This window comes from Reichenbachiella ulvae, assembly GCF_025833875.1.
GTDB classification, from domain to species: Bacteria; Bacteroidota; Bacteroidia; order Cytophagales; family Cyclobacteriaceae; genus Reichenbachiella; species Reichenbachiella ulvae.
Window position 1 is genome coordinate 2,639,120 of the sequence record NZ_JAOYOD010000001.1, and the last position, 21,937, is coordinate 2,661,056.

Genomic DNA, 21,937 nt, shown 5'->3' on the forward strand with positions numbered 1-21,937 from the left:
TTTAATGTCTTAGAAATTAACAGATAGATTGAATCCGTAGCTTCTGGTGGCAGGCAAGGCATAAGCCTCAATACCTTGAGCATTGCCGCTGGTATAGGAGTAGGCCTCTGGATCGAAATCTTTGATCTCTCTTGAGATGAAGAATAGGTTTCTTCCCATTACTCCTAATTTCACATTACTAAATGGAGTCTTATCAGTCAATGAGTTAGGTAGTCTATATGAAAGAGTCAATTCTTTAAACTTGATAAAATCGCCGTCCTTCACATAGTCTTCAATGATCTGTCTAGAACCATAGCTAGATCCCCAGTATCTCTGAGCAGAAACAGAAGTAGTATTAGGATCTCCTGCTTCAGTCACACTATTTGGAACAATAATACCACCATCTCTTCCTTCCAAAGATCTGGCACTATTACCTTGTCCATCAAGAGTTGCCGCAGTTACTGACATGATCTTACCACCTTGTCTAAAGTTGATCAGAAAGTCCAAAGAAATATTCTTATATGTTAAAGTGTTGGACCATCCACCCAATAGATCTGGGTTAAAATCGCCAAAAGATTGTCTCTCATCTGCAGCTAATGGTAGCCCCTCAGAATCTACAACAATTTGTCCTTGTTCATTTCTTTTGTATCCGAAACCAACAATTTCACCATATCCTCCACCGGCAGTTGCATTGACGAAGAATACTCCTCCTCCACCTCCTGGTGCCATTGGCAATACTTCAATACCGTTTGCAGGATCTAGTTCAATTACTGATGTCTCGTTAGAAGAAAGATTCAACCTAGATTTCCATGTAAAATCTGTACGGTCTATGATAGTTGCGGTCAACCCTAATTCGAAACCTTTGTTTTCAACCTCACCAGCATTGATGATTTTATTCGAATACCCCGACTCAGTCGCCGTACCTATTGGAATGATCTGATCACTCGTTGTACTCTGATAAAAAGTCAAATCTAAGCCAATTTTACCTCCAAGAAATTGTGCATCGATCCCTCCTTCAATTGAATTAGTCAACTCAGGCTTCAAATTGGCATTATTCAATGTAGTAGGAGTATGTGCTGTATTCAATCCCAAATATGGATTAGAATCAACTACATAATTGCTAGACAGATTGTAAGGATCAGTATCGTTACCAGTTTGAGCAAATGAAGCTCTTACTTTAAGCATTGAAAGAACATTGTTACTCAATCCAGGCACCAAATCAGATACTACAATACTTGTAGATATCGATGGGTAGAAGTAAGAATTGTTATCCTCTGGCAATGTTGAAGACCAATCGTTTCTAGCTGTCCAATCAACAAAAATCGCATTCAAAAATCCAAACTGACCACTTGCATAAAGAGACTGAACTTCTTTTTCGTAGATACCTGCAGTTTCTTTTACCGTTTTAGTTTTGGTATTCAAAATGTTATAGATTCCATCAAACACATATCCAGAACCTACATAGCCTGTTACTGTTCTTTTGTTTTTTCTGATGTTACCCCCAAGATTCACTCCAACGCTGAAGTTAGAGCTGATATCCTTATTGATAGAAACTAAGAAGTCATAATTAGACTCTTGAGAAGTATAAAGTACGTCCTCTAATCTTTCAGCATAAAATGGGTGAGATGATGCTGTATATGATTTGAACTGCTGGGCCGTATAATCAGTACCACCACGAACCATTAGTTTCATCCAATCCGTCAAATTGTAGTTCAATGAAGCCACACCAAACACTCTATTGCGAGTATCGCTGTTTCCATTTTCATTGACGGTATGATATGGGTTGTTTCCATATGCGCTAACAGGCACACTTACAGATCCATCTTCATTCATGTAATTTTCTAAATCGCTAAGGCTTGTGTTTCTTGGCATATTTACCAAATTCAACATAACGTTATCACCCCATCCTGACATGCTTGGACGATTAGTAGCCTCCTGATTCACATAAGTCACCTTAGTATCAGCAGATAGCTTTGAAGATAGTTTTGCAGTTCCTCTCAATGTCAGAGAGTTTCTCTTCAACTCAGAATTAGGAACAATACCTTTGTTTGAAACATTAGTATAGGCCAAGCGATAGGTAGCGGCATCTGATCCACCATCGATTGCAACCGTATTAGTCCAAGTAGTACCCAGATCGAAGAAATCCTTCATATTGTCTGGTTGCGCACTATAAGCACCTTCTTCTCCTGTCCATAACAAAGCATTTTGACCTTGCAGCTTTTCTCCCCAAGATCCATTAGTTCTTAACACGTTGATATCCGTTGGGATGGTCCCATCATATCCTTGACCGTATTCGTCTTGCAGTTCCGGAAAGTATGCAGCTTCATCCATTACAAAGTTGGAAGTATAAGATACTCCAAGACCTTTACCAGAACGTCCTTTTTTTGTGGTAATCAAAATCACACCATTAGTGGCTCTAGAACCGTAAAGAGCTGCTGCAGTAGCACCTTTAAGTACTGAAATTGACTCAATGTCCTCAGGGTTAATATCAGACACACCGTTACCCAGGTCCAATCCATTACCATATTCATCAGCCTGATCACCATTACTTGTATTATCAATTGGCAAACCGTCTACAACATAAAGTACGTTGTTATTACCGGTAAGCGATGAGTTACCTCTAAGAACCACTCTACTTGATCCAGCCATTCCAGCAGCATTTTGCGAAACTTGCAGACCAGCTACTTTACCACTCAATGAATTAACGAAGTTGGCCTCTTTCGCCTCAGTCACTTCATCTCCACCTACTTCTGTCACAGCATAACCCAAGGATTTTTTCTCTCTAGATATACCCAAAGCAGTTACCACCACTTCGTCTAGTTCAGATACATCAGCTGACATAGCAAAATCAATAGTAGATTTTGCACCTACAGTTTGCTCTGAAGAAGCATAACCAATAAATGAAAATACAAGTACATCACTAGCCGATGCTTCTACTGAATAAGCACCATTGATGTCTGTCACAGTACCAGTCGAAGTTCCCTTCACTAGTACATTTACTCCTGGTAGTGGAGACCCATCTGCTGAGTCGGTCACAGTACCAGATACCGTACGAGTCTGGGCTTGCACGAAGAACACCGTGCAGATCGCCAAACTCAATATTAGTAACCTTTTAATCATAGATAAATAAATTTGATTTAGTAATCGTTTTTGATTTTAACAATCTAATGTTCGTTACTAAATCATGAAGTCTACAATTATTTAGCTCAACGACACCAAATCTCACCCGAATGCAATAATTCTTCTCTTACCCGCAATTTCAGCACTCTGATTTGTTATTAATCGATGAAAACAAGCCAATTAGCGATTTCTATCACAAAACATATTTTAAGTAATTATTATGCATGAGAGAAGAATTCGTTGAACCATAATTTCGTAATTTGGCTACTTCTAACATTTATATATTGAACGATCAATCGCTAAATATGCCCTCCTATCTGGGATTTCTTCGAAACCCGATAGTTCAGCATGTGCTGTTTTGGACCATATACTTTGCCTTTAACTGGATTCGTTGGGGTAGCTTCTTCGATGATTACGTTTATTCATTCAAATCCAATTTGGTAGAATTCCCCTTGCACATTGCACTGGTTTACTTTACCGTCTACTTCCTGATGCCGCGATTGCTTCCGGAAAAAATCGGTTGGTTTATAGTGGCTCTCATTGGAGTTACTCTTTTCATCTCCTATATCAAGATTATCATTACCTTCTTCGCGGTAACGACTGATATATATAAGGAGGCCAATCGGACAGATATCGGACTATTCGATTTTGTCTATGTGGCAGATGTATTTATTGGAGAGCTTTATGTGGTAGCAGTGGCGGTTTCTGTCAAGATCACCATAGATTGGATCAGTGCCAAAAACAGAACCAACGAGCTAGAAAAAACCAACCTGGAAACTGAACTGGCCTTTTTGAAATCTCAAATTCAGCCTCACTTCTTTTTCAATACACTGAACAACCTTTATTCACTGACTCTGGACAAATCTGAAAAAGCACCCTATACAGTCCTAAAGCTATCGGAGCTCATGAGCTATGTGATCTACGATGCGAAACAAAAACGTGTACCACTGATCAATGAGATCCAGCACATACAAAACTATCTGGATCTGGAAATGCTCCGCTATGGCGAAAGACTGGAAGTAGACCTGCAAATCTCAGGAGATATCGAAGGACATATCATCCCCCCTGTTTTACTTCTTCCTTTTATTGAAAACAGCTTTAAGCATGGCACTAAAGTCGATAGCGACACGATCCCGATTACCATTTCTTTGGATGTGACGGATAATATACTGACCTTTTCCACCGAAAACTTGAAGCCTAAACACGAAGAAGTTGACAATGGGCTGGAAAACTACAAACATGGCGTAGGTATGGCCAACACTCGCCGACGTTTGAACCTGGTCTATGGAGAAAAGCATCAGCTCGATATCGAAGAGTCTGATGATAAGTATAAAATTATCTTGAAAATTCCGATTGAGTAATTATGAGCATCAAATGTCTGATCATAGATGACGAGCCGTTGGCGATCAATGTCATCAAAAATTTCCTCATTAACTTCAAGAACTTTGAATTGGTAGGCACTGCGCAGGATGCAGTCGAAGGTTTCAACCTGCTCTCCAAAAAGGAAGTAGACGTTATCTTTTTGGACATCAACATGCCCAAAATGACAGGTTTAGATTTTCTAAAGAGTCTGAAAAATCCACCAATGGTCGTCATCACCACTGCCTACAGAGAATATGCGGTGGAAAGCTTTGAATTGGACGTGGTGGATTATTTGGTTAAGCCGTTTGCACTCCAGCGATTCATGAAAACCATCAATCGCATCGAACAACGATTGGAAGAGAAAAAGATCAATAAAACAGAAAGTGCTCCTGTCGAGGGCGAAAAGGCTCATGTCTTTTTCAAGGTGGATAAAAAAATGGTGAAAGTATACCTGGATGACATCCTATATATCGAAAGCCTGAAAGACTACATCCGCATCAAAACTTACGATCAAAACCTGATCAATCACAATAATCTGGTGAGTGTAGCAGATCTCTTGCCACCGGACGATTTCATCCGAATACACCGTTCGTACATCATCGCCATCAAAAAAGTTAAAGTCATTGATGGCAATCAGGTGGAAGTTGGCGATAAGCTACTGCCTATAGGTCGCAATTATCAAAAGGAGGTCAAAGACCTTTTACTAGGACAATAAAAAAGCCTCACACTTTTGTGCAAGGCTTTTTCATTGTGATGCTTTGAGAATCATTCCTCATCCATTGCCAGGGAATCCGTTTCTGGAATATCTTCTTCCATTACTTCATCCTCTTCCGTTAGCTTCGTTAACTCTACAACCAAACCAGCAATAAACTTCGAACCATTCAGATCCGTGTTTTCGATAATTTCTTTCAAGCTCCCTATTTTGGACTCTTTATCCTCGAGACTCAATGCTTCTTGGGCAAATTTAGCAGTCGCAATATCTATTTGATCATAAGAAAGATTCTCCTTCTTAATCCAACCATCATCCATCCATTTGCCACCTGTTCTTTTTCCACGGATTTTGATCCAATCCCCTTCTGTCTCTGTACTGGCCACTATGTCCATTTTGGCAAATGATTCATCCTTCTTGGTCAATAGATCAGGTCTGGAATAGATGCTCGTTTCTCGAAGAACAACGGCAGGTGTCGCCTCCAAAACCAAAAAATCTTTCATGGTCCAACCTGTTTTTTCGTCATTCAGCTTCACTTTAGAATAGGTTCTTTCGTCTATAAGTGTGTCTTCTCCCAGGTAGGTTAGAGATTCTCCCACGCTCAATGCGGTGATGTATTTTTTCTTTGGGCCTGGAGTTTCTCGCACAGATACCCCATCCCATACACATACAGCGATCAGTTCTGAAGCCTCAACCTCTGCTTCCTCTGTCTCAGCAGTTTCGGTATTTTGAGCTTCTTTTGGTGTACAACTGTATAGTAGTGCTAGTAGTAATAATAAAGATGTAAATTTTGTCATTGGTTTTTCTTTCAAATATATAAATACTTATAAAAGGAGGATACTTTCAAACGAAATTCTCCAAAAAAGCATCTTTTCTTATCTTACCCCCCGATACCAATCCATCAACAATGAGAAACTTCTCTTTGCTACTTCTTACTTCCCTTATCAGCAGTTTGTCCTATGGTCAGATTTCGCGCTATTCCATTGACATCAATCATGTAAATGCAGGCAGCCTGGAAGAAAAAACCGAATACTTCAGTGATAGCATTGTCACTACCAGTCAGATCCAACTCGAGTTTATCACCCTCCAGGACAGCAACACTTATTCAGTAAAAACTCAATTCGTCGAAGACAGCGATGGTCAATTGATTTACGTGGATCGTGAAATGAAACTGCAAGATGGAAATCCTAGCTACCAAAGATTCTTCAACCCACAGTACTCTTTGGACAATCCTATTGAAATGCAAACCTTGGGCCCTCAGGGTATTCGGAGGGTGAGTTCAGATTCTCTTCAGGAGACTGGAGATAGTTTGCAGTTCTGGAGCTACTCTACAGAACATAACCAAATCAAAAGACTCAATAGAGTCCTTTTGGATCAAAAGATACTAAATGCAAAAAAACTCTGGGTTGTCAAAGATTCCATCTCAGGGTTAGGCCCCATCATCAGTCTGATGGATAGGAATTTCGAACTGCTAAGTGCGGCGCAAGAAAGCGCTATGGGCTACCTGGAAATCAGGGAGGTTCAAGCTCGTGATAGCCTTATTTCCCTGATCGATTTGAAATCACAGCAAAAAACCATTGCTTCCAACCTACTCTTGCCCGATCCTAAAAACATCAATGCAGTGGAGTTGAAAACTACATATGAAAATGGTGAAAGTCAGACCGTGACTCTTACAGACAACATGTTCCATCCCTTACCAAGGGACAGCTCTGCTCTGGCAGAATTAACGGCTTCTAATCTATGGGTCAACAGCGATGATCTCGATCTATTCAGCATAGCCGATTCGCTCACCATGGATTTAATTTTACAACTGGAAATGGCCGTAGAATTGACGAAATATTGCCGCGAGCAAGATTTGAACAATCCTGCCTTTCAATTGCTCAAACTGGCTCGAAATATAGATTTGCCTTCTCAGTTGGTTTATGGCTACTACTATCAGCATGGCAAATGGATCAGCGGCTATTGGACAGAAATTGGTATCGGTGACGAGTGGCAAATCTTTCACCCTATCCAATACAGCCCAATAAACTCCAGTCTCTACCTCCCTATTGCCAAAAGCGGTTTAAAGAATGGAGTTTTAGAATTCTTTGCTCAACCTGAACTAAAAAAAATCGAGGTTATCAATTATCTAAGAAATGGCAAACCTGTCAAATCAACCAAGGCCAAAGGCGATTATTTCATTAGAGGATTAGGTCTTAGTTTCAATATTCCAAAAAACTTCGTCAACCAAACGGATAGCACGCAATTAGGATCAAACTTCCTTTTGCTATCCGATGGCCAAAACCATATCCAGATGGATTATATCACGCCACCATTTTTGAACGAAGCTCTTATGATCAATTATCTTCAAGCGCTTTCTGGTAGCAGCACCGTGAGTCTCAATAGCTATTTGCCAAATATCAGCTATGAGGCCACAAACGAATCATCCACCTTTTTGGCCATCCCGCAAGGAGATAGTTTCTTACTGATAGAATGTAGTGGACCGGATGCCGGGGAACTGATGCTAATGCTCAGCAAAAAGAATCTGGAGTTAAAAAAATAACCGCCAAAACGGGTTTACATCATAGTGGGTTTTTCAGAGCTCAACATTCTGACATCTTCTTGATTTTTAGGTCGACTAACTTTCTAATCTTTCTATCTTTGCCGAAAAAACGGATACGTGCAAAAAGAATACAAAAGATATACGATTACCTCGGCCCTGCCCTATGCCAACGGGCCATTACACATTGGCCATATAGCAGGAGCCTATTTGCCTGCTGATATATATGTTAGATTTTTGCGAAACAAAGGCAAGGACGTAACTTATGTATGTGGTAGCGATGAGCATGGTGCCGCGATCACTTTGCGAGCCAAAAAGGAGGGCATTACTCCACAGGAGATCATCGACAAGTACCACCAAATCAATAAGGACACATTCGAAAAGTTCGGAATTGATTTTGACATCTATCATCGTACATCTGCTCCTATTCATCACGAAACTTCTCAGGAGTTTTTCACTAATCTGTATGACAAAGGTGAATTCATCGAGAAGCCGTCGGAGCAATACTACGACGAAGATTACAACCAGTTTCTAGCAGATCGCTACATCACCGGAACCTGTCCCAACTGCGGATTTGATGGGGCCTATGGGGATCAATGTGAAAAGTGTGGCACGTCACACAATTCCACAGATTTGATCAATCCTGTCTCAACGCTCAGTGGTAAAAGGCCGATATTAAAAACGACTAAGCATTGGTATCTACCGCTAGACAAATATCAACCCTGGCTAGAAAGATGGTTGATCGAAGGAAAGAAAGGGCAATGGAAGCCTAACGTATACGGCCAGTGCAGCTCATGGCTCAAAGAAGGTCTACAACCTCGAGCCATGACCAGAGATCTCGACTGGGGTGTGGATGTGCCTCTACCAGATGCGGAAGGAAAAAAATTGTATGTTTGGTTGGATGCGCCTATTGGCTACATCTCTGCTACCAAGGAATGGGCAGCGCAAAATGGTAAAAACTGGGAAGACTACTGGAAAGCGAATAAGAAAAAAGAAGATGAATCTTGTTTGATCCATTTCATTGGAAAAGACAACATCGTATTCCATTGTATCATATTCCCAGCCATCCTGCATGCTCATGGAGATTACATCCTTCCTCAAAATGTACCTGCAAATGAATTTTTGAATCTGGAAGGAGAGAAAATTTCAACCTCAAGAAATTGGGCCGTTTGGCTGCATGAGTACCTTGAAGATTTTGCGGGGAAAGAAGATGTCCTTCGCTATGTACTCTGTGCCAATGCGCCTGAGTCTAAGGACAACGATTTTACCTGGAAGGATTTCCAAACCAGAAACAATAGTGAGCTGGTTGCTATCTATGGCAACTTCGTCAATCGAGCGATTGTACTTACCCACAAATATTTTGATGGCAAACTGCCCAAACTAGGCAAGCTGGAAGCACTGGACAAAGAAGTGATCAAAGAGATAGAATCCTTCCCAGCACGAATTTCGGAAAGCATTGAAAAGTTCAGATTCCGCGAGGCATTGGCTCACCTAATGGACCTTGCCCGATTGGGTAATAAATATCTGGCAGACACTGAGCCCTGGAAGCTAATCAAGACGAATCAGGAACGTACTGCTACGATTTTGAATATTTCGCTTCAGGTAGCTGCTAATTTGTCCATTTTATCAGTACCATTTTTACCAAGAACTGCCGAAAAACTGGCAACACTTCTGAATCTGGATACTCAAGAATGGGACAAGGCTGGCAAAGCTGATCTCCTTTTCAATGGACAGAATATAGAAAAAGCCGAGTTGCTATTCGAAAAGATCGAAGACGATGTAATCGAGGCGCAAATCGAAAAACTTCAAAACTCAAAACCTGTGACACAAACAGCTGAAAATATCGAAGAACAAAAAGAAACCATTGACTTCAACGATTTCATGAAAATGGATCTAAGAGTCGGTAAAATTTTGGAGGCGGAGACAGTTCCTAAATCAAACAAACTCCTCAAATTCAAAGTAGATACTGGAATCGATCAAAGAACTATTTTGAGCGGTATTGCAAAGCATTATTCTCCTGAGGAAATGATTGGCAAACAGGTGACTGTACTGGTAAATCTAGCGCCAAGAAAAATCATGGGAGTAGAATCTCAGGGTATGATCTTAATGGCAGAGGACGGAGATGGTAGTTTGAAACTGCTTCAGCCCAATGAAGTAGTACAGAACGGATCGCAAATCAGTTGATGTACAATTGATGTAATGACATGCGTATCCAAAAATGACAGGATACGTGTGTTATTGAAAATTAAACCTTAACTTTAGATGAAACGTGTTAATATTGTGTCTCCAAACACACAACTATTACAGTTTAAAACGCCCAACCAGCAGTAAAAAAGGTGCTTAAAACTAATTATGACTGATAAAAAAGAGATAACCGTACTCTATGTTGATGATGAAGAGCTGAATTTATTTCTCTTCGAAAAAAGCTTTGAGTCGGTATACAAAGTAGTAACTGCCCTATCGGGTACCGAAGGTTTAGAAAAGCTGGAAAATCACCATGATGAAATCATAGTTGTGATCAGTGACATGCGTATGCCGTCTATGAATGGTATCGAGTTCATCACCAAAGCAAAGTCCAAGTTCAAGAATATTGCCTACTTCATCTTAACGGCATTTGACTACAATGAGCAAATCGAAGATGCATTGGAAAACAAACTGATCCATAGATTTTTCACCAAGCCTTTTGATATCACTGAGATTCAGCAAGCAGTCGATGAAGCATTAACAGAGCTGGACGTTTAGTACCAGCTCCTTTCTCTTTTTCTTGGATTTTAAACTGGGGCGCTCGCCTTGTATAGCACAGCAGATGAATCTGCCTCTATCTTATATTGACACGCTGCTGCGGCAAATACTGCCTCCCCTCTTTTCAAAGGAATTTCTTTTTCTCCTTCAATCGCCTGAACCTCACCCTGTAATACAATCAGGATTTCAGCAGTAGCAGCTGTCTTCAAATAACTTTCGCCAGATTGCACACTTATCTTACTCAGTTCGAAATCAGGTGCAGGACTCTTATAGATTCTCTCCAGTCCATCGGCCTGAAGATCGCCCTCCATTACATTTGGAATGGTCTCCTCAAAAGCCACATGCTTCAGTAGTTCTGGCACATCTACATGCTTAGGAGTAAGTCCTCCCCTTAGCACATTATCCGAATTCGCCATGAGTTCCATATTTTGACCTTCCATATAGGCATGTGGAATACCTGCATCTTGAAAAACGGCCTGCCCAGGCATCACCTTGACGATATTGAAAAAATAGATCGAATAAATCCCCTTGTCAATATCCCCCTCAGGACAGAAAGTCAAATAAGCTTTGGCAGCCCAATAATCTGCACTTTCCTTCTGTAATTCTCCAGCTTCATATTTGGGTAAGATACGATCGATCAAAGGTCTCAATACTTCATTGGTTCGTTCAACAGATTCCTCCATCACATGTTGATACAAACCTTTGTACCCCGACTGCTCGAACACCTCTAGCAGATGATTCAACTCCGAAGTGCTTTTCAAACTAGATTTCAACTGCTCCTCAGGCAAAAAACCATGAAGCAACCAAAATTCGCTAAGTGCAACCATGATTTCTGGCTTGTGGTTATCATCCTTATAGTTCCTGTTCTTAGCAGTTAGAGGAATACCCTCTTCATTTTCTCTTGCATAGCCTTTTTCTGCCTCCGCTTTAGTAGGATGGACCTGTATCGAGAGCATATCATGTACGTCCAGCACCTTGAACAAGTAGGGCAATCGACCAAATTTGTCAAAGATCTCTTCTCCTAAAGCCTCTGCGCCTTGCTCAGAAACGAATGCATCCAGACTTTTTCCTGTTTCTAATTGAGCAGGTGCATTGACATGCGCTCCTAACCAATATTCGGCATATTTATGTTCATCACTTTCGAAATTCAATAGGTCAGGAATATAAGATTGACCTCCCCATGCATAATTCTGGATTTGCCCCTTAAGAGCGAATAATTTAGACATTCCGTTCATTCATTTTATGATTCCATCTTTAACCACTTGATGGACTAGATCAATTCTTACCACCGATCTGAACTCAAATTTAGATCGATATCCTTATAGTCCAAACCAAATTCGTTTTTGCTTTCAAACAAGAAATTCAGCTTGATTGATTTCATGAAAAAGCATACTTTTAGAATAAAAAAATGAAAGACAACGCCATACATATTGAGGCATGGGTAGCAAAAGACCCGTCCACGGTTTGGGACTGCTATACCTCACCAGAGCATATCACTCAGTGGAATTTTGCAAGTGACGACTGGTGCTGCCCCTCTGCCAGCAACAATCTAGCAGTAGGAGGAAAATATCAAGCCCGGATGGAAGCCAAAGATGGAAGCTTTGGCTTTGATTTAATCGCTACTTATTCGCAGATCGATCATGGCAAAGGCTATTCCTTTCAAATGGAAGATGGTCGAGAAGTCACGGTAGAATTAAGCGACCAAAAAGAGGGTACTTTGGTGACTGTCATGTTCGAACCAGAAGCAGAAAATCCAATTGAAATGCAACAGCAAGGTTGGCAGGGGATATTGGACAATTTTAAAAAATACTGCGACAGTCTCTAGACCCTTTTCAACCTCCTTTGAGTGAGGCCTCCATATTTCTTTTTTGCGCTTCCTTCAATGCTAAATAGGCATTGACGACCCCTCCTGAAGTAGACAATTCATCGAATTTGACTTTACTGGGTTTTTCTGCTTCAAGATTCGGAAGATAAACCTTTTTAGGTTTCTTGAATTGAAAAGAACTACTGAGCAAGATATCTATTAGCTCAAGAGGTTGCAGATCTGGATAGTAAGACAAAACCAATGCTGCTACTCCGCTAACAACCGGAGCGGCTAAACTCGTACCATCGTGCAAGCTGTAAGTATTCAATGTATCAGTTGAGAGTATGTTAACCCCTGGTGCAAAAATATCCACGTCTTCCGCTCCGTAATTAGAAAACTGGGCAACTAATTCCTTGTTTAACTCCAGAGTACTGGCCCCTACATTTAACCAATTGCTTGCATATCCACCCTCTAGGAATTCATCCGTTGGGTAGCGTGGCTCTTGATCAATATTTAACCCATTGTTACCTGCGGTATGAATAAGTAGTACTCCTTTTTGTTCTGCATAGCGCACGGCCTCATCTACAAATTGCTTCTGAGGTGAAAACTCCTTTCCAAAACTCATGTTAATGATATCTGCTCCATTGTCTACTGCATAGTAGATCGCCAGTGCGACATCCTTGTCTCTCTCATCTCCTTTAGGCGTTGATCTCACCACCATGATTTCCACATCGCTGGCTATCCCATTGATTCCAATTTCATTGTCTCTGACCGCAGCAATCACTCCTGCTACTGAAGTACCATGATCTGCTCTTGGACCCTTCACGTCGGGGTTGCCATACCCACGATCTTTCCAGTCATTAGGATTATCACCAACTATCTCTCTAGGCCTAAAATTTTGATTCAAATGATAGTCCAAATAATCTCTATTTTGTTCGACTAGCTGGTCCAAAAGTTCCATAGTAAATCCCGCATCAAACCTTCCCTGAAGAAATTTCTTGGCTGCCAGCACTTGTGGGTCTTCTGACTGTACTCGCTTTAGGTCTTCAGCAGTTTTTATTTCTACGCCAGTTTTAGTTTTGATGATCCAAAAGGTTTTTTCCACCACCTGTATAAAACCATCGAGGCTCTCTCTTTCCTTCCTTCTTTTCTCTAACTCATTATCATACATTTCCTGGGCCCTGGGGAGAAGAGGATTATTGGCATCATTCTCTCTGACCAGACGTGTATACTCCAGGTTTTCATATTTTACATTTTCCCCATCTGCATTGCCAATGAAGTTCCAGCCATGCATATCATCGATGTATCCATTTTCATCATCATCGATTCCATTGTCAGCAATTTCATCCTCATTGACCCAAATTCTTTCCTTCAGATCCTCGTGATCAATATCCACTCCCCCATCAATCACAGCCACTACTACGGTAGTTGATACCAGCTGCTCCTTTTCCAAATAATCATAAGCATAATCGACACTAGCCCCCAACACGCCTGTGGCTTCATAATCTTGGTTGTACCAGTTGAGGTAGGTAGTATCCAAATCCTCTACCTTATTGGCTTGAGCAAATGAAAAAATGGGGATAAGAATAAATGCGGCAATAAATGTGATTAGTTTCATATTAAATAGTTCTAATTAAAACAAGATGATGACTTCAGGATAGTAGATCAATCGAAAAACACAAGTCAACTTCAATAATAGCCCACTAGCCTGATAGTCCCAAATCTATTTTATCAATCCAATTTGAATCATTCGCAATAGAACCACTAGCAAACCCCATTTCCTCTTCCCAACTGCATTGGTTATATTACTTAGAAACCCTAATCCCTTCTATACATGAAATCCATTGGCAATATCCTACTAGTCCTTTGTTCCTTGCTTTCATCATTGCCTACTGTAGCGCAAGAAAAGCTCTCTGATGAAACCCTTGAATTTGTAACCTATCAAGCGGGGAACTATCACCTTAAGAATTTGACTATAATAGATGGAACCGGCTCTGAAGTAAAAGAAAATCATGACATACTAATCTCTGGAGATCTAATCACACGCATTGGGCAGGATTTAAAAACACCAAAAGGCGCCACAGTGATTGACATGACTGGCAAAAGTGCCATGCCTGGTATGGTGATGCTGCATGAGCATATGTTCTACCCAAAATCCACTCCAGAAAAAACGTATGGAGTGGACCAAATGAGCTTTTCCTTCCCTAGACTGTATCTGGCTGGTGGAGCTACCACAATACGAACTGCTGGAAGTATCATGCCTCAATCAGACATCAACCTGAAAAAGGCCATCAATCAGGGAAAAATTCCTGGCCCAAATATGGATGTGACTAGCCCTCATCTGGATCGAGAAGGAGTCTCAATCCTGGAGCTGCCTACTCTAGAAACAACTCAGCAGTTTGTCGATGCAGTCAATTTCTATGCAGACATGGGCGTCACTTCATTCAAAGTCTACAATTTCATAACAAGAGAGGACTTAAAAGCAATTGTAGAAACTGCACATGCAAGAGGAATGAAGGTAACAGGGCATCTATGTTCTATTACTTATCGTGAAGCTGCAGATATAGGGATAGACAATCTAGAGCATGGATTCTTTACAGCCAGCGACTTTATCAAAGACAAAGAGACAGACCAATGTGCACCTTTTGAATTGCACCAATCCCTCCTCAACCTACCGGTAGAATCTAAAGAAATGTCCTCTCTCATCGATCATCTCGTCAAAAAAGAAGTTGCATTAACCTCCACAATTAACGTTTTCGAGCCCTATACCGATAGAGAAGTGCTGCCAGGAGGTGGATTAGAAGCGCTCTACAGTGGCTCTAAAGAAAAGGTATACAATCGTTGGGCACGAAAGCAAGGCAACGATTCGCTGGACTATATCAATTTCAATAAAGGAAAAATATGGGAAAAAGCATTTTATAATGCTGGCGGGCTGTTAGTAGCGGGTACAGATCCTACCTATGACGGCCGCATCGTGGCTGGCTATGCCAACATGAGACTTCTTGAACTTTTTGTAGAAATGGGCTTTACAGTCCCTGAAGCAGTAAAAATATGCACAGTGAATGGAGCCAAATATTTAGAACAAGAAAGTGAAATAGGAAGTATCGAAAAAGGAAAGAAAGCCGATTTGATTATAATCAATGGAGACTTGAGTCAAGACATAGCCAATATCAGAAAAGATAAGATCGTGTTCAAAAATGGAGTGGGCTATAACTCTCCCAAACTCTTTGATTCAGCCAAAGGTTATGTAGGGATTAGATAAAATTAAGCCACCGGCTTTTTAATTCCATCCGAGGGCCAAAATTTTATTTGATCATGATCACCTGCTGATCACGAATCACCATTTCGCTACTCATAGTCATAGGTATGGTCATGCCATTGGGCATCTGAGGGTTTTCTTTGATGATCGTATTTCCTTTCAAATCTTGATTTACACTGGCTTCCTTGATCCAGCCTGATTCCAGGTCCACCTGAATATCAGATGTCATAGTTCCCGACATTTGATTCTTGACTTGCATCCCATTAGATTCTATGTATTCATCAGAATCAACAGAGACGATTGTCGCCTCACCTTTGATATTGGCATAAGAGGAAGTAACTCCAGCAAATGTATACTCAGTAGTAACATTGGCAGACATGCCTGCTTCCAACTTGGTTTCTATGGTCCAACTTTCACCCTCCTTGACAGACTTATCTGGATAAATAGCCGTTACCATTTCTAGATTCCCTTTAAGGGCATCTGCTCCATAGGATTTGCTTACCTGAGATATGATTTGCTCTTTTTGTGCTTCTGGTAATCCTTCGAATTGCCCAATTGCATCCTCCCAAAGCGACTCTATATTACGCACCTCTTTTACTTTTCCAGTTTTGGCCATCAGCACTTCAAAAGGCTTATGAGTCATCGCTGCAAAAACACCTGAAAGAAGATCAACCTCTCCTTCCTTTTCAGAGCTATAACTCATGGCGCCTTGAGGCATCTTCATGGTCATAGCCAAACTATCATATTCTGCATCCATCAAAAAGCCCTCTTTACTGATGCTTTTGACTTTGAATGTCATGCTACCACTCACGATCATAGTCATATTCATTTTTTGACCATTCATATCCTGAACGATATTGACCGTGGACTCAGTAATCTGGCTGTAGGATTCTCCTTCTTTTAGTTTAAGAGATAAGTCGGTTTTCTGGGCATGAAGAGTACTAATAGCAAATAGCATCATCAAGACCAGGTTGGTTAATTTTCGCATTTTTTTGATTTTTAGATTTAAAATATTCCGATTAGGAGTCCCTAATCGCTTGTTAACACTAAGAAAAGGCCAATTATTTGAGAATACTAATCCATTGCTAAAAAACTTACCCTTGTATTCATTGGATTTCTTTGGGCAAAAAAATAACCCCTTGTTAAAACAAGGGGTTATCAATATTGTAAGCGGTTAAATACTAACCATCATAATTTTCATTTTCAGAGAGGTAGTCTACATCAGAATACTTGTCTTCATAGTCATCTCTCACCTCTTCTCTTAGTTGCCCATCGCTATCATAGTCATCATCATCTTCGATTATTTGCTGTGCTTCCAATACAGACATTCGAATCAGGTAGATTTTTTCATCTGTTTCGAACCTCAGAGCAGACGTCCTTTTACCTTCCTTGTTGGTAAACTGAAAAAGAAACTGACTAAACCCCTCAGGATAAACCAGTTTAAGCTGCTCTTTGATTTCCTCACTCAGCTTACTATACTCTTGCGTTACTCGGATTTTGTTCTGATTTTCCATATCTACCTCATTTAATTAATCAATTATAAGGCTCTTCTTTTTTAGTGTCCAATGATTAGTCAAAAATATTTTCAGTGACAGGAAAAATTATGAATCATAATACCCATCACTTCTTTTTCCAAACCTGATAGAGATCCTTTCTACGGTCTTTGAGGTTTCTCACACTACCGAATTGATTAAGCTCTCGGAGCAGGCCTATATCTACATCCGCAATCAAAATCATTTCCGAATTTGGAGTCGCTTCTGCTTTGACGCCATTAGTAGGGAAAGCAAAATCACAAGGGGTAAAAACCATAGACTGAGCAAACTGAATATCCATATTATGAACATTGGGTAGATTCCCAACACTACCAGCGATCGCTACATAGCATTCGTTTTCGATAGCACGTGCCTGAGCACAATGCCTCACCCTGGAATAACCATTTTGGGTATCCGTCAGAAACGGCACAAATAGGATATCCATCCCCTCATCAGCTAACAATCGGCCCAGTTCTGGAAACTCGGTATCATAGCATATCAAAATTCCTACTTTGCCACAGTCTGTATCAAAGGCTCTAATCTCATTACCGCCTTGCATACCCCATACTTTCTCTTCATCGGGCGTCACATGTATCTTCTCATAGCGTTCGATCGATCCGTCTCGCTTACACAGGTAGCCTACATTGTAAAGCTTGCCACGCTTGATCTCCGGCATACTACCGGTGATAATGTTGATGTTGTAAGAAATGGATAACTCCGAAAAACGACTAACCACTTCCTCGGTATGGGCAGCCAATTCGCGAATCGCATCAGGTTCAGAAAGATGGTTGTTCTCTGCCATCAATGGTGCATTGAAAAACTCAGGAAACAAAGCAAAATCTGAGCGATAGCCCGACACAGCATCAACAAAATATTCTGCCTGCTGCATCAAATCATCCATATCCTTGTAGGGACGCATTTGCCATTGGATCAACCCTATCCTTACTACTGTCTTATTGGGGACTACCTTCTTGGTAGGCTTTTCATAGTAAATATTGTCCCACTCTAGCAGCACTGCAAATTCATTGGAAGCCTCATCCCCTTCCAGATAACCACGTAAGATTTTGGACGGATGGAAATCATTTGAAATTTGAAAATTCAAGACAGGATCATTGATCTCCTTGCGTTTCACCTTTTCTATATACTGTTTCGGGCTCAGTTTATCCGCATACTTACTGTAATTGGGGATCCTACCCCCGAAAGTGATACTCTTAAGGTTCAACTTTTCACAAAGCTCCTTTCGGTAGTCATAAAGCCTTCTGCCTAACCGTAAGCCTCTAAACTCCTGCTTAATGAAAATATCTATCCCGTATAGAATATCTCCCTCATCGGTATGAGTATCAAAAGTGTAGTTTTGAGTTGCTTCTTTGTAGGTATGATAATCTGAAAATGCGTTAGAATCTACAATAATGGATAAAGCACAGCCGGCCAAATGTCCATTAATCATAATGACTACTTGCCCTTCAGGAAACTTGCTAATCAAAGCCTCGATCTGATGCTCTTCCCAGTAGGGGTCCTCCACTTCGGAATAGGCAGTAATCATAGCTGCCTTCAGTTCCTGGTAGTGATCCATACTTAGATACTCCAACTCAATGTTCTCAATATCAGGGGTCTTTGTGCTCATAAATATCCAATCATTTTAAACATCGAATTTACGAGATTTCACACTAGATAATAGAAAGTGAGCCAGAACTAATTACGGTAATTCATGATACTGTCAACTTTAATCATCGAAACAACTAAGAGTCTATATTATTAGAAATACCTTGGAAAACTTTAATAAGTATATCATACAGAGTCGACCTGAGTAATATTTGATGTCAACTACAATATCTATCTTAGCTTTGTGTTATAAAATCAACGATAAATACTATTTTAACCTAAATGATAAAGCAAGGAGAAATAACCCAGTTGTTGGCAGAAGCCAATCAAGGAAATATCAGTGCATACAATAAAGTGTTTCCTGTAATCTATACAGAGCTGAGAAATATAGCGCATCGTATAAGGTTTCAGTTCTATGGGATTCAGACCCTTAATACCACTGCCATTGTTCATGAGGCTTATCTCAAAATAGTTCGCAACGATACAGATTGGAAAAGCAGATCACACTTTTATGGAGTAGCAGCCAAGGCTATGCGCCAGGTACTGCTCAATGCAGCAAGAGGAAAGAACACAGCCAAAAGGGGTGCTTCTTCGGAGCATGTATGCATCGACGACTGGCAAGAACAAATCGATCTATCAGAAAAATGTTCCAAAGAATTGATATTGCTAGACGAAGTACTGAAACAACTAGAGCAAAAAGACCAAAGACAAGTCAAAATCGTAGAATGCCGCTTTTTCGCCAACATGAGTGTGGACGAAACCGCCGACATTCTTAATATTTCTCCCTCCACAGTCAAAAGAAACTGGCAAACCACCAAAGCTTGGCTATATAGCCAAATGCAACACCAAACATAAACATGGAATTCACCTGGACCGAACTCGAAAGAATCTATCATACATCCCTCTCCCTACCAGAAAAACAAAGAAAACACTTCATTGAAGAGGAATGCAAAGACAATGAATCACTTAAATCTTCACTTCTGGATATGCTGGAAGAAGGAGAAAATGCGGATGCTTTCTTTGATAGTTTACAAAGTAGTATTGCAGAAGGCCTGCAGAATAATCAAGAACCTGTTTTTCGATCAGGTGATCAAATAGACAAGTATCTCATACAATCCTTAATCGGCACTGGAGGCATGGGCGAGGTATACCTGGCCGAAAGAAACGATGGTCAATTCGAGCAACAAGTCGCCATCAAGTGCTTCACCAAAACTTCATTTGATGCCACGCTACTGGACCGGTTCCGTCAGGAGCAACAATTTCTGGCTAACTTAAAACATGAAAACATTGCTCAAATCTACGATGGGGGCGTGAGTAAAAAGGGTGTGCCCTATATTATCATGGAATATGTCAATGGCACTCCCATTGATCAATACCACACGACCAGTGAGAGAAAAGCTTTAGAAATATTCTTAATTGTATGTGACACCATCCAACATGCCCACAATCAGCTCATTCTTCATTTAGATATAAAGCCAAACAATTTGTTGGTATCCGACCGAGGAGTCATCAAACTATTGGACTTTGGAGTAGCCAGAAGAATTGACAATCATACAGCTAGCCAACAAATAATGGCTTCACCAGCTTATGCAGCTCCAGAACAGTTAACTCAAAAGCCAATTTCTGTCAGCACAGATATTTATCAACTAGGGGTGTTATTACACTTACTACTTGTTGGAGACCTGCCTTATGATAAAGAGACGTCTACCATTCACAAACAATTAAAGTTAGCAAAGGGACAGCTCAGCCACGAATTGCAAGCCATCATTGGCAAATGCTTGAAAAGCTCGCCTGAAGAACGATACCCTTCCGTGAATACTCTAAGGTCAGATCTCAATAAATATCTTTTGGGCCTGCCTATCTCCACCTACTCCACTGACTGGCGCTACAAAAGCGCCAAATACATCAAAAGAAATTTAGGGGCTGTTGTTCTTATGAGCTTGTTATTCATCTCCATGATTGTAGGCACGAGTATATCACTCCATCAAGCTCATATAGCAAAAACCAACGAAGAAAAAGCCTTGGAGGAAAAGAAAAAGGCTGAAAGACAAGCTGAACTGGCTAACTCCACAAAAAACTTTGTCTTGAAAATCTTCGAAGAAGCCAACCCCTCAAATACGAAAGGTGATACGACCAATATCTATGATCTACTGGACAAAAGCTATAACAATATCTCCTCCTATCAGGGCAGCCAGGAAGTCAAGGCAGAAATGTATGCGGTAATTGCTAGCTCATATCGATCACTTGATGATTTTGATCGATCTGAAATCGCATTAGAAAAAGCCCTGAATATCTTCGATTCCTTAGACACTAAAGGCAATCAATCGGTGATAACCCTTCTCGACAATCTGGCTCTCTACCACCGAGACAATGGAGACTATGACAAAGCAGCCAAAATATATAAGCGTTTGTTTAGCACATTTGAATCCTTAGACCTAAAGAAAGACAGTGTTTACACCTCCTACCTTCGAAATATCGCCTACATCCAAAAAACCAGAGGGCTATTAGATTCGGCCTATTCCTTGATTAACAAAACTGTAGATTTAGAAAGTCAAATCCTGCAAGACACCATTAGTATCTTATATGCTGAAACGCTTTATATAAAAGGTTCTATTGAAAAGGATTTGAAAAACTACTCAGCGGCTATCAAAACCTTGTCCAGCGCCCTTGAAATAGTGGCAAAAACGGAAGGAAAGATACACCCTGGATATGCCAGCATTCTGAACAACCTGGCCATATTATATCAAAGAATCGATCAATTTGACCGGGCCATTCAAGCTTATGAAGAAAAATTATCCATCGATGCAAAACTCTATGGAGATCAGAGTTCTAAATACGCTGTGGGTCTGGACAATTATGCCATGCTTCTATATAAACTGGATAATTTTGACAAATCCTTAGCATATAGTCGCCAGGCAAATCAGGTATATCGTCATGTGTTTGGCAACAGAGCCAACTATAAATATGGGATTTCACTAGTCAATACGGGGCAAACATATAGCTCGATTGGACATCTGGACTCTGCAGACTATTACCTAAATGAAGGCCTAAAAATGCTTAATGAAACCAATGCGCCCAAAAAATACATTTCCAATGCTTACTTAAAAAAAGCCTACAACGAACAAAGAAAGAAAGACACAATCAAAGCTTTTCAGTACTATGATAAGTGTAAGCAGATTAGAGAGGAACTGGGTATCGATACGAGTAATATAGACTCGTTGAAAAATTTGCTCCTAGCAAAAAAATAAAAGCCACCCATTAATGCTGCTGAAGGGTGGCTTTTGAAAGA

At 40.5% G+C, this 21,937-nt stretch carries 16 protein-coding genes; 9 read left to right on the plus strand and 7 right to left on the minus strand.

The window, feature by feature from the left end; genetic code table 11:
• Window positions 1-9: 9 nt before the first annotated feature.
• Window positions 10-3,099, minus strand: coding sequence for a SusC/RagA family TonB-linked outer membrane protein (locus N7U62_RS10455; RefSeq protein WP_264137912.1), 3,090 nt, complete (start codon window positions 3,097-3,099; stop codon window positions 10-12).
• Between the two features lie 284 nt (window positions 3,100-3,383).
• Between N7U62_RS10455 and N7U62_RS10460 the strand changes: the two genes are divergently transcribed.
• The gene (locus tag N7U62_RS10460; RefSeq protein ID WP_264137913.1) at window positions 3,384-4,460 is read left to right on the plus strand and encodes a sensor histidine kinase; all 1,077 of its coding nucleotides are present in this window, start codon (window positions 3,384-3,386) and stop codon (window positions 4,458-4,460) included.
• 2 nt (window positions 4,461-4,462) lie between these two features.
• Window positions 4,463-5,176 carry a LytR/AlgR family response regulator transcription factor gene (locus N7U62_RS10465; protein WP_264137914.1) on the plus strand — a complete coding sequence of 238 codons (714 nt, stop codon included), beginning with the start codon at window positions 4,463-4,465 and terminating at the stop codon, window positions 5,174-5,176.
• Window positions 5,177-5,226: 50 nt separating this feature from the next.
• On the opposite strand, the gene N7U62_RS10470 is transcribed toward N7U62_RS10465, so the two are convergent.
• Window positions 5,227-5,967, minus strand: a complete 741-nt coding sequence (locus N7U62_RS10470; protein ID WP_264137915.1) for an SH3 domain-containing protein — start codon at window positions 5,965-5,967, stop codon at window positions 5,227-5,229.
• A 110-nt stretch (window positions 5,968-6,077) separates the two neighbouring features.
• Here N7U62_RS10470 and N7U62_RS10475 point away from each other — a divergent pair, with 110 nt between their 5' ends.
• The 3 genes from N7U62_RS10475 to N7U62_RS10485 all read left to right on the plus strand — a co-directional run bounded on the left by N7U62_RS10475 (window position 6,078) and on the right by N7U62_RS10485 (window position 10,451).
• Window positions 6,078-7,712, plus strand: a complete 1,635-nt coding sequence (locus tag N7U62_RS10475) for a hypothetical protein (RefSeq protein WP_264137916.1) — start codon at window positions 6,078-6,080, stop codon at window positions 7,710-7,712.
• Between the two features lie 117 nt (window positions 7,713-7,829).
• Window positions 7,830-9,893 carry a methionine--tRNA ligase gene (metG, locus tag N7U62_RS10480; RefSeq protein ID WP_264137917.1) on the plus strand — a complete coding sequence of 688 codons (2,064 nt, stop codon included), beginning with the start codon at window positions 7,830-7,832 and terminating at the stop codon, window positions 9,891-9,893.
• A gap of 168 nt (window positions 9,894-10,061) precedes the next feature.
• Window positions 10,062-10,451, plus strand: a complete 390-nt coding sequence (locus tag N7U62_RS10485) for a response regulator (protein ID WP_264137918.1) — start codon at window positions 10,062-10,064, stop codon at window positions 10,449-10,451.
• A 29-nt stretch (window positions 10,452-10,480) separates the two neighbouring features.
• On the opposite strand, the gene manA is transcribed toward N7U62_RS10485, so the two are convergent.
• Complete coding sequence (gene manA / locus N7U62_RS10490; protein ID WP_264137919.1) at window positions 10,481-11,677, minus strand: mannose-6-phosphate isomerase, class I; 1,197 nt, start codon at window positions 11,675-11,677, stop codon at window positions 10,481-10,483.
• A gap of 182 nt (window positions 11,678-11,859) precedes the next feature.
• Here manA and N7U62_RS10495 point away from each other — a divergent pair, with 182 nt between their 5' ends.
• Window positions 11,860-12,276 carry an SRPBCC domain-containing protein gene (locus N7U62_RS10495; protein ID WP_264137920.1) on the plus strand — a complete coding sequence of 139 codons (417 nt, stop codon included), beginning with the start codon at window positions 11,860-11,862 and terminating at the stop codon, window positions 12,274-12,276.
• A 7-nt stretch (window positions 12,277-12,283) separates the two neighbouring features.
• Here N7U62_RS10495 and N7U62_RS10500 read toward each other — a convergent pair whose 3' ends face one another.
• Entirely contained in the window at window positions 12,284-13,873 is a 1,590-nt protein-coding gene (locus tag N7U62_RS10500) for a S8 family peptidase (RefSeq protein WP_264137921.1), read from the minus strand.
• 216 nt (window positions 13,874-14,089) lie between these two features.
• On the opposite strand from N7U62_RS10500, the gene N7U62_RS10505 reads away from it, so the two are divergent.
• Window positions 14,090-15,517: an amidohydrolase family protein gene (locus tag N7U62_RS10505; protein WP_264137922.1), complete on the plus strand. Its 1,428-nt coding sequence runs from the start codon at window positions 14,090-14,092 to the stop codon at window positions 15,515-15,517.
• A gap of 43 nt (window positions 15,518-15,560) precedes the next feature.
• On the opposite strand, the gene N7U62_RS10510 is transcribed toward N7U62_RS10505, so the two are convergent.
• From N7U62_RS10510 to N7U62_RS10520, 3 genes are all read right to left on the minus strand, one after another.
• Complete coding sequence (locus tag N7U62_RS10510; RefSeq protein ID WP_264137923.1) at window positions 15,561-16,502, minus strand: DUF6263 family protein; 942 nt, start codon at window positions 16,500-16,502, stop codon at window positions 15,561-15,563.
• A gap of 193 nt (window positions 16,503-16,695) precedes the next feature.
• Window positions 16,696-17,028, minus strand: a complete 333-nt coding sequence (locus N7U62_RS10515) for a hypothetical protein (RefSeq protein ID WP_264137924.1) — start codon at window positions 17,026-17,028, stop codon at window positions 16,696-16,698.
• Window positions 17,029-17,134: 106 nt separating this feature from the next.
• The gene (locus N7U62_RS10520) at window positions 17,135-18,670 is read right to left on the minus strand and encodes a carbon-nitrogen hydrolase family protein (RefSeq protein WP_264137925.1); all 1,536 of its coding nucleotides are present in this window, start codon (window positions 18,668-18,670) and stop codon (window positions 17,135-17,137) included.
• Between the two features lie 260 nt (window positions 18,671-18,930).
• Between N7U62_RS10520 and N7U62_RS10525 the strand changes: the two genes are divergently transcribed.
• Window positions 18,931-19,503, plus strand: coding sequence for an ECF-type sigma factor (locus tag N7U62_RS10525; protein WP_264137926.1), 573 nt, complete (start codon window positions 18,931-18,933; stop codon window positions 19,501-19,503).
• Between the two features lie 2 nt (window positions 19,504-19,505).
• The gene (locus tag N7U62_RS10530; RefSeq protein WP_264137927.1) at window positions 19,506-21,896 is read left to right on the plus strand and encodes a serine/threonine-protein kinase; all 2,391 of its coding nucleotides are present in this window, start codon (window positions 19,506-19,508) and stop codon (window positions 21,894-21,896) included.
• Window positions 21,897-21,937 lie beyond the last annotated feature (41 nt).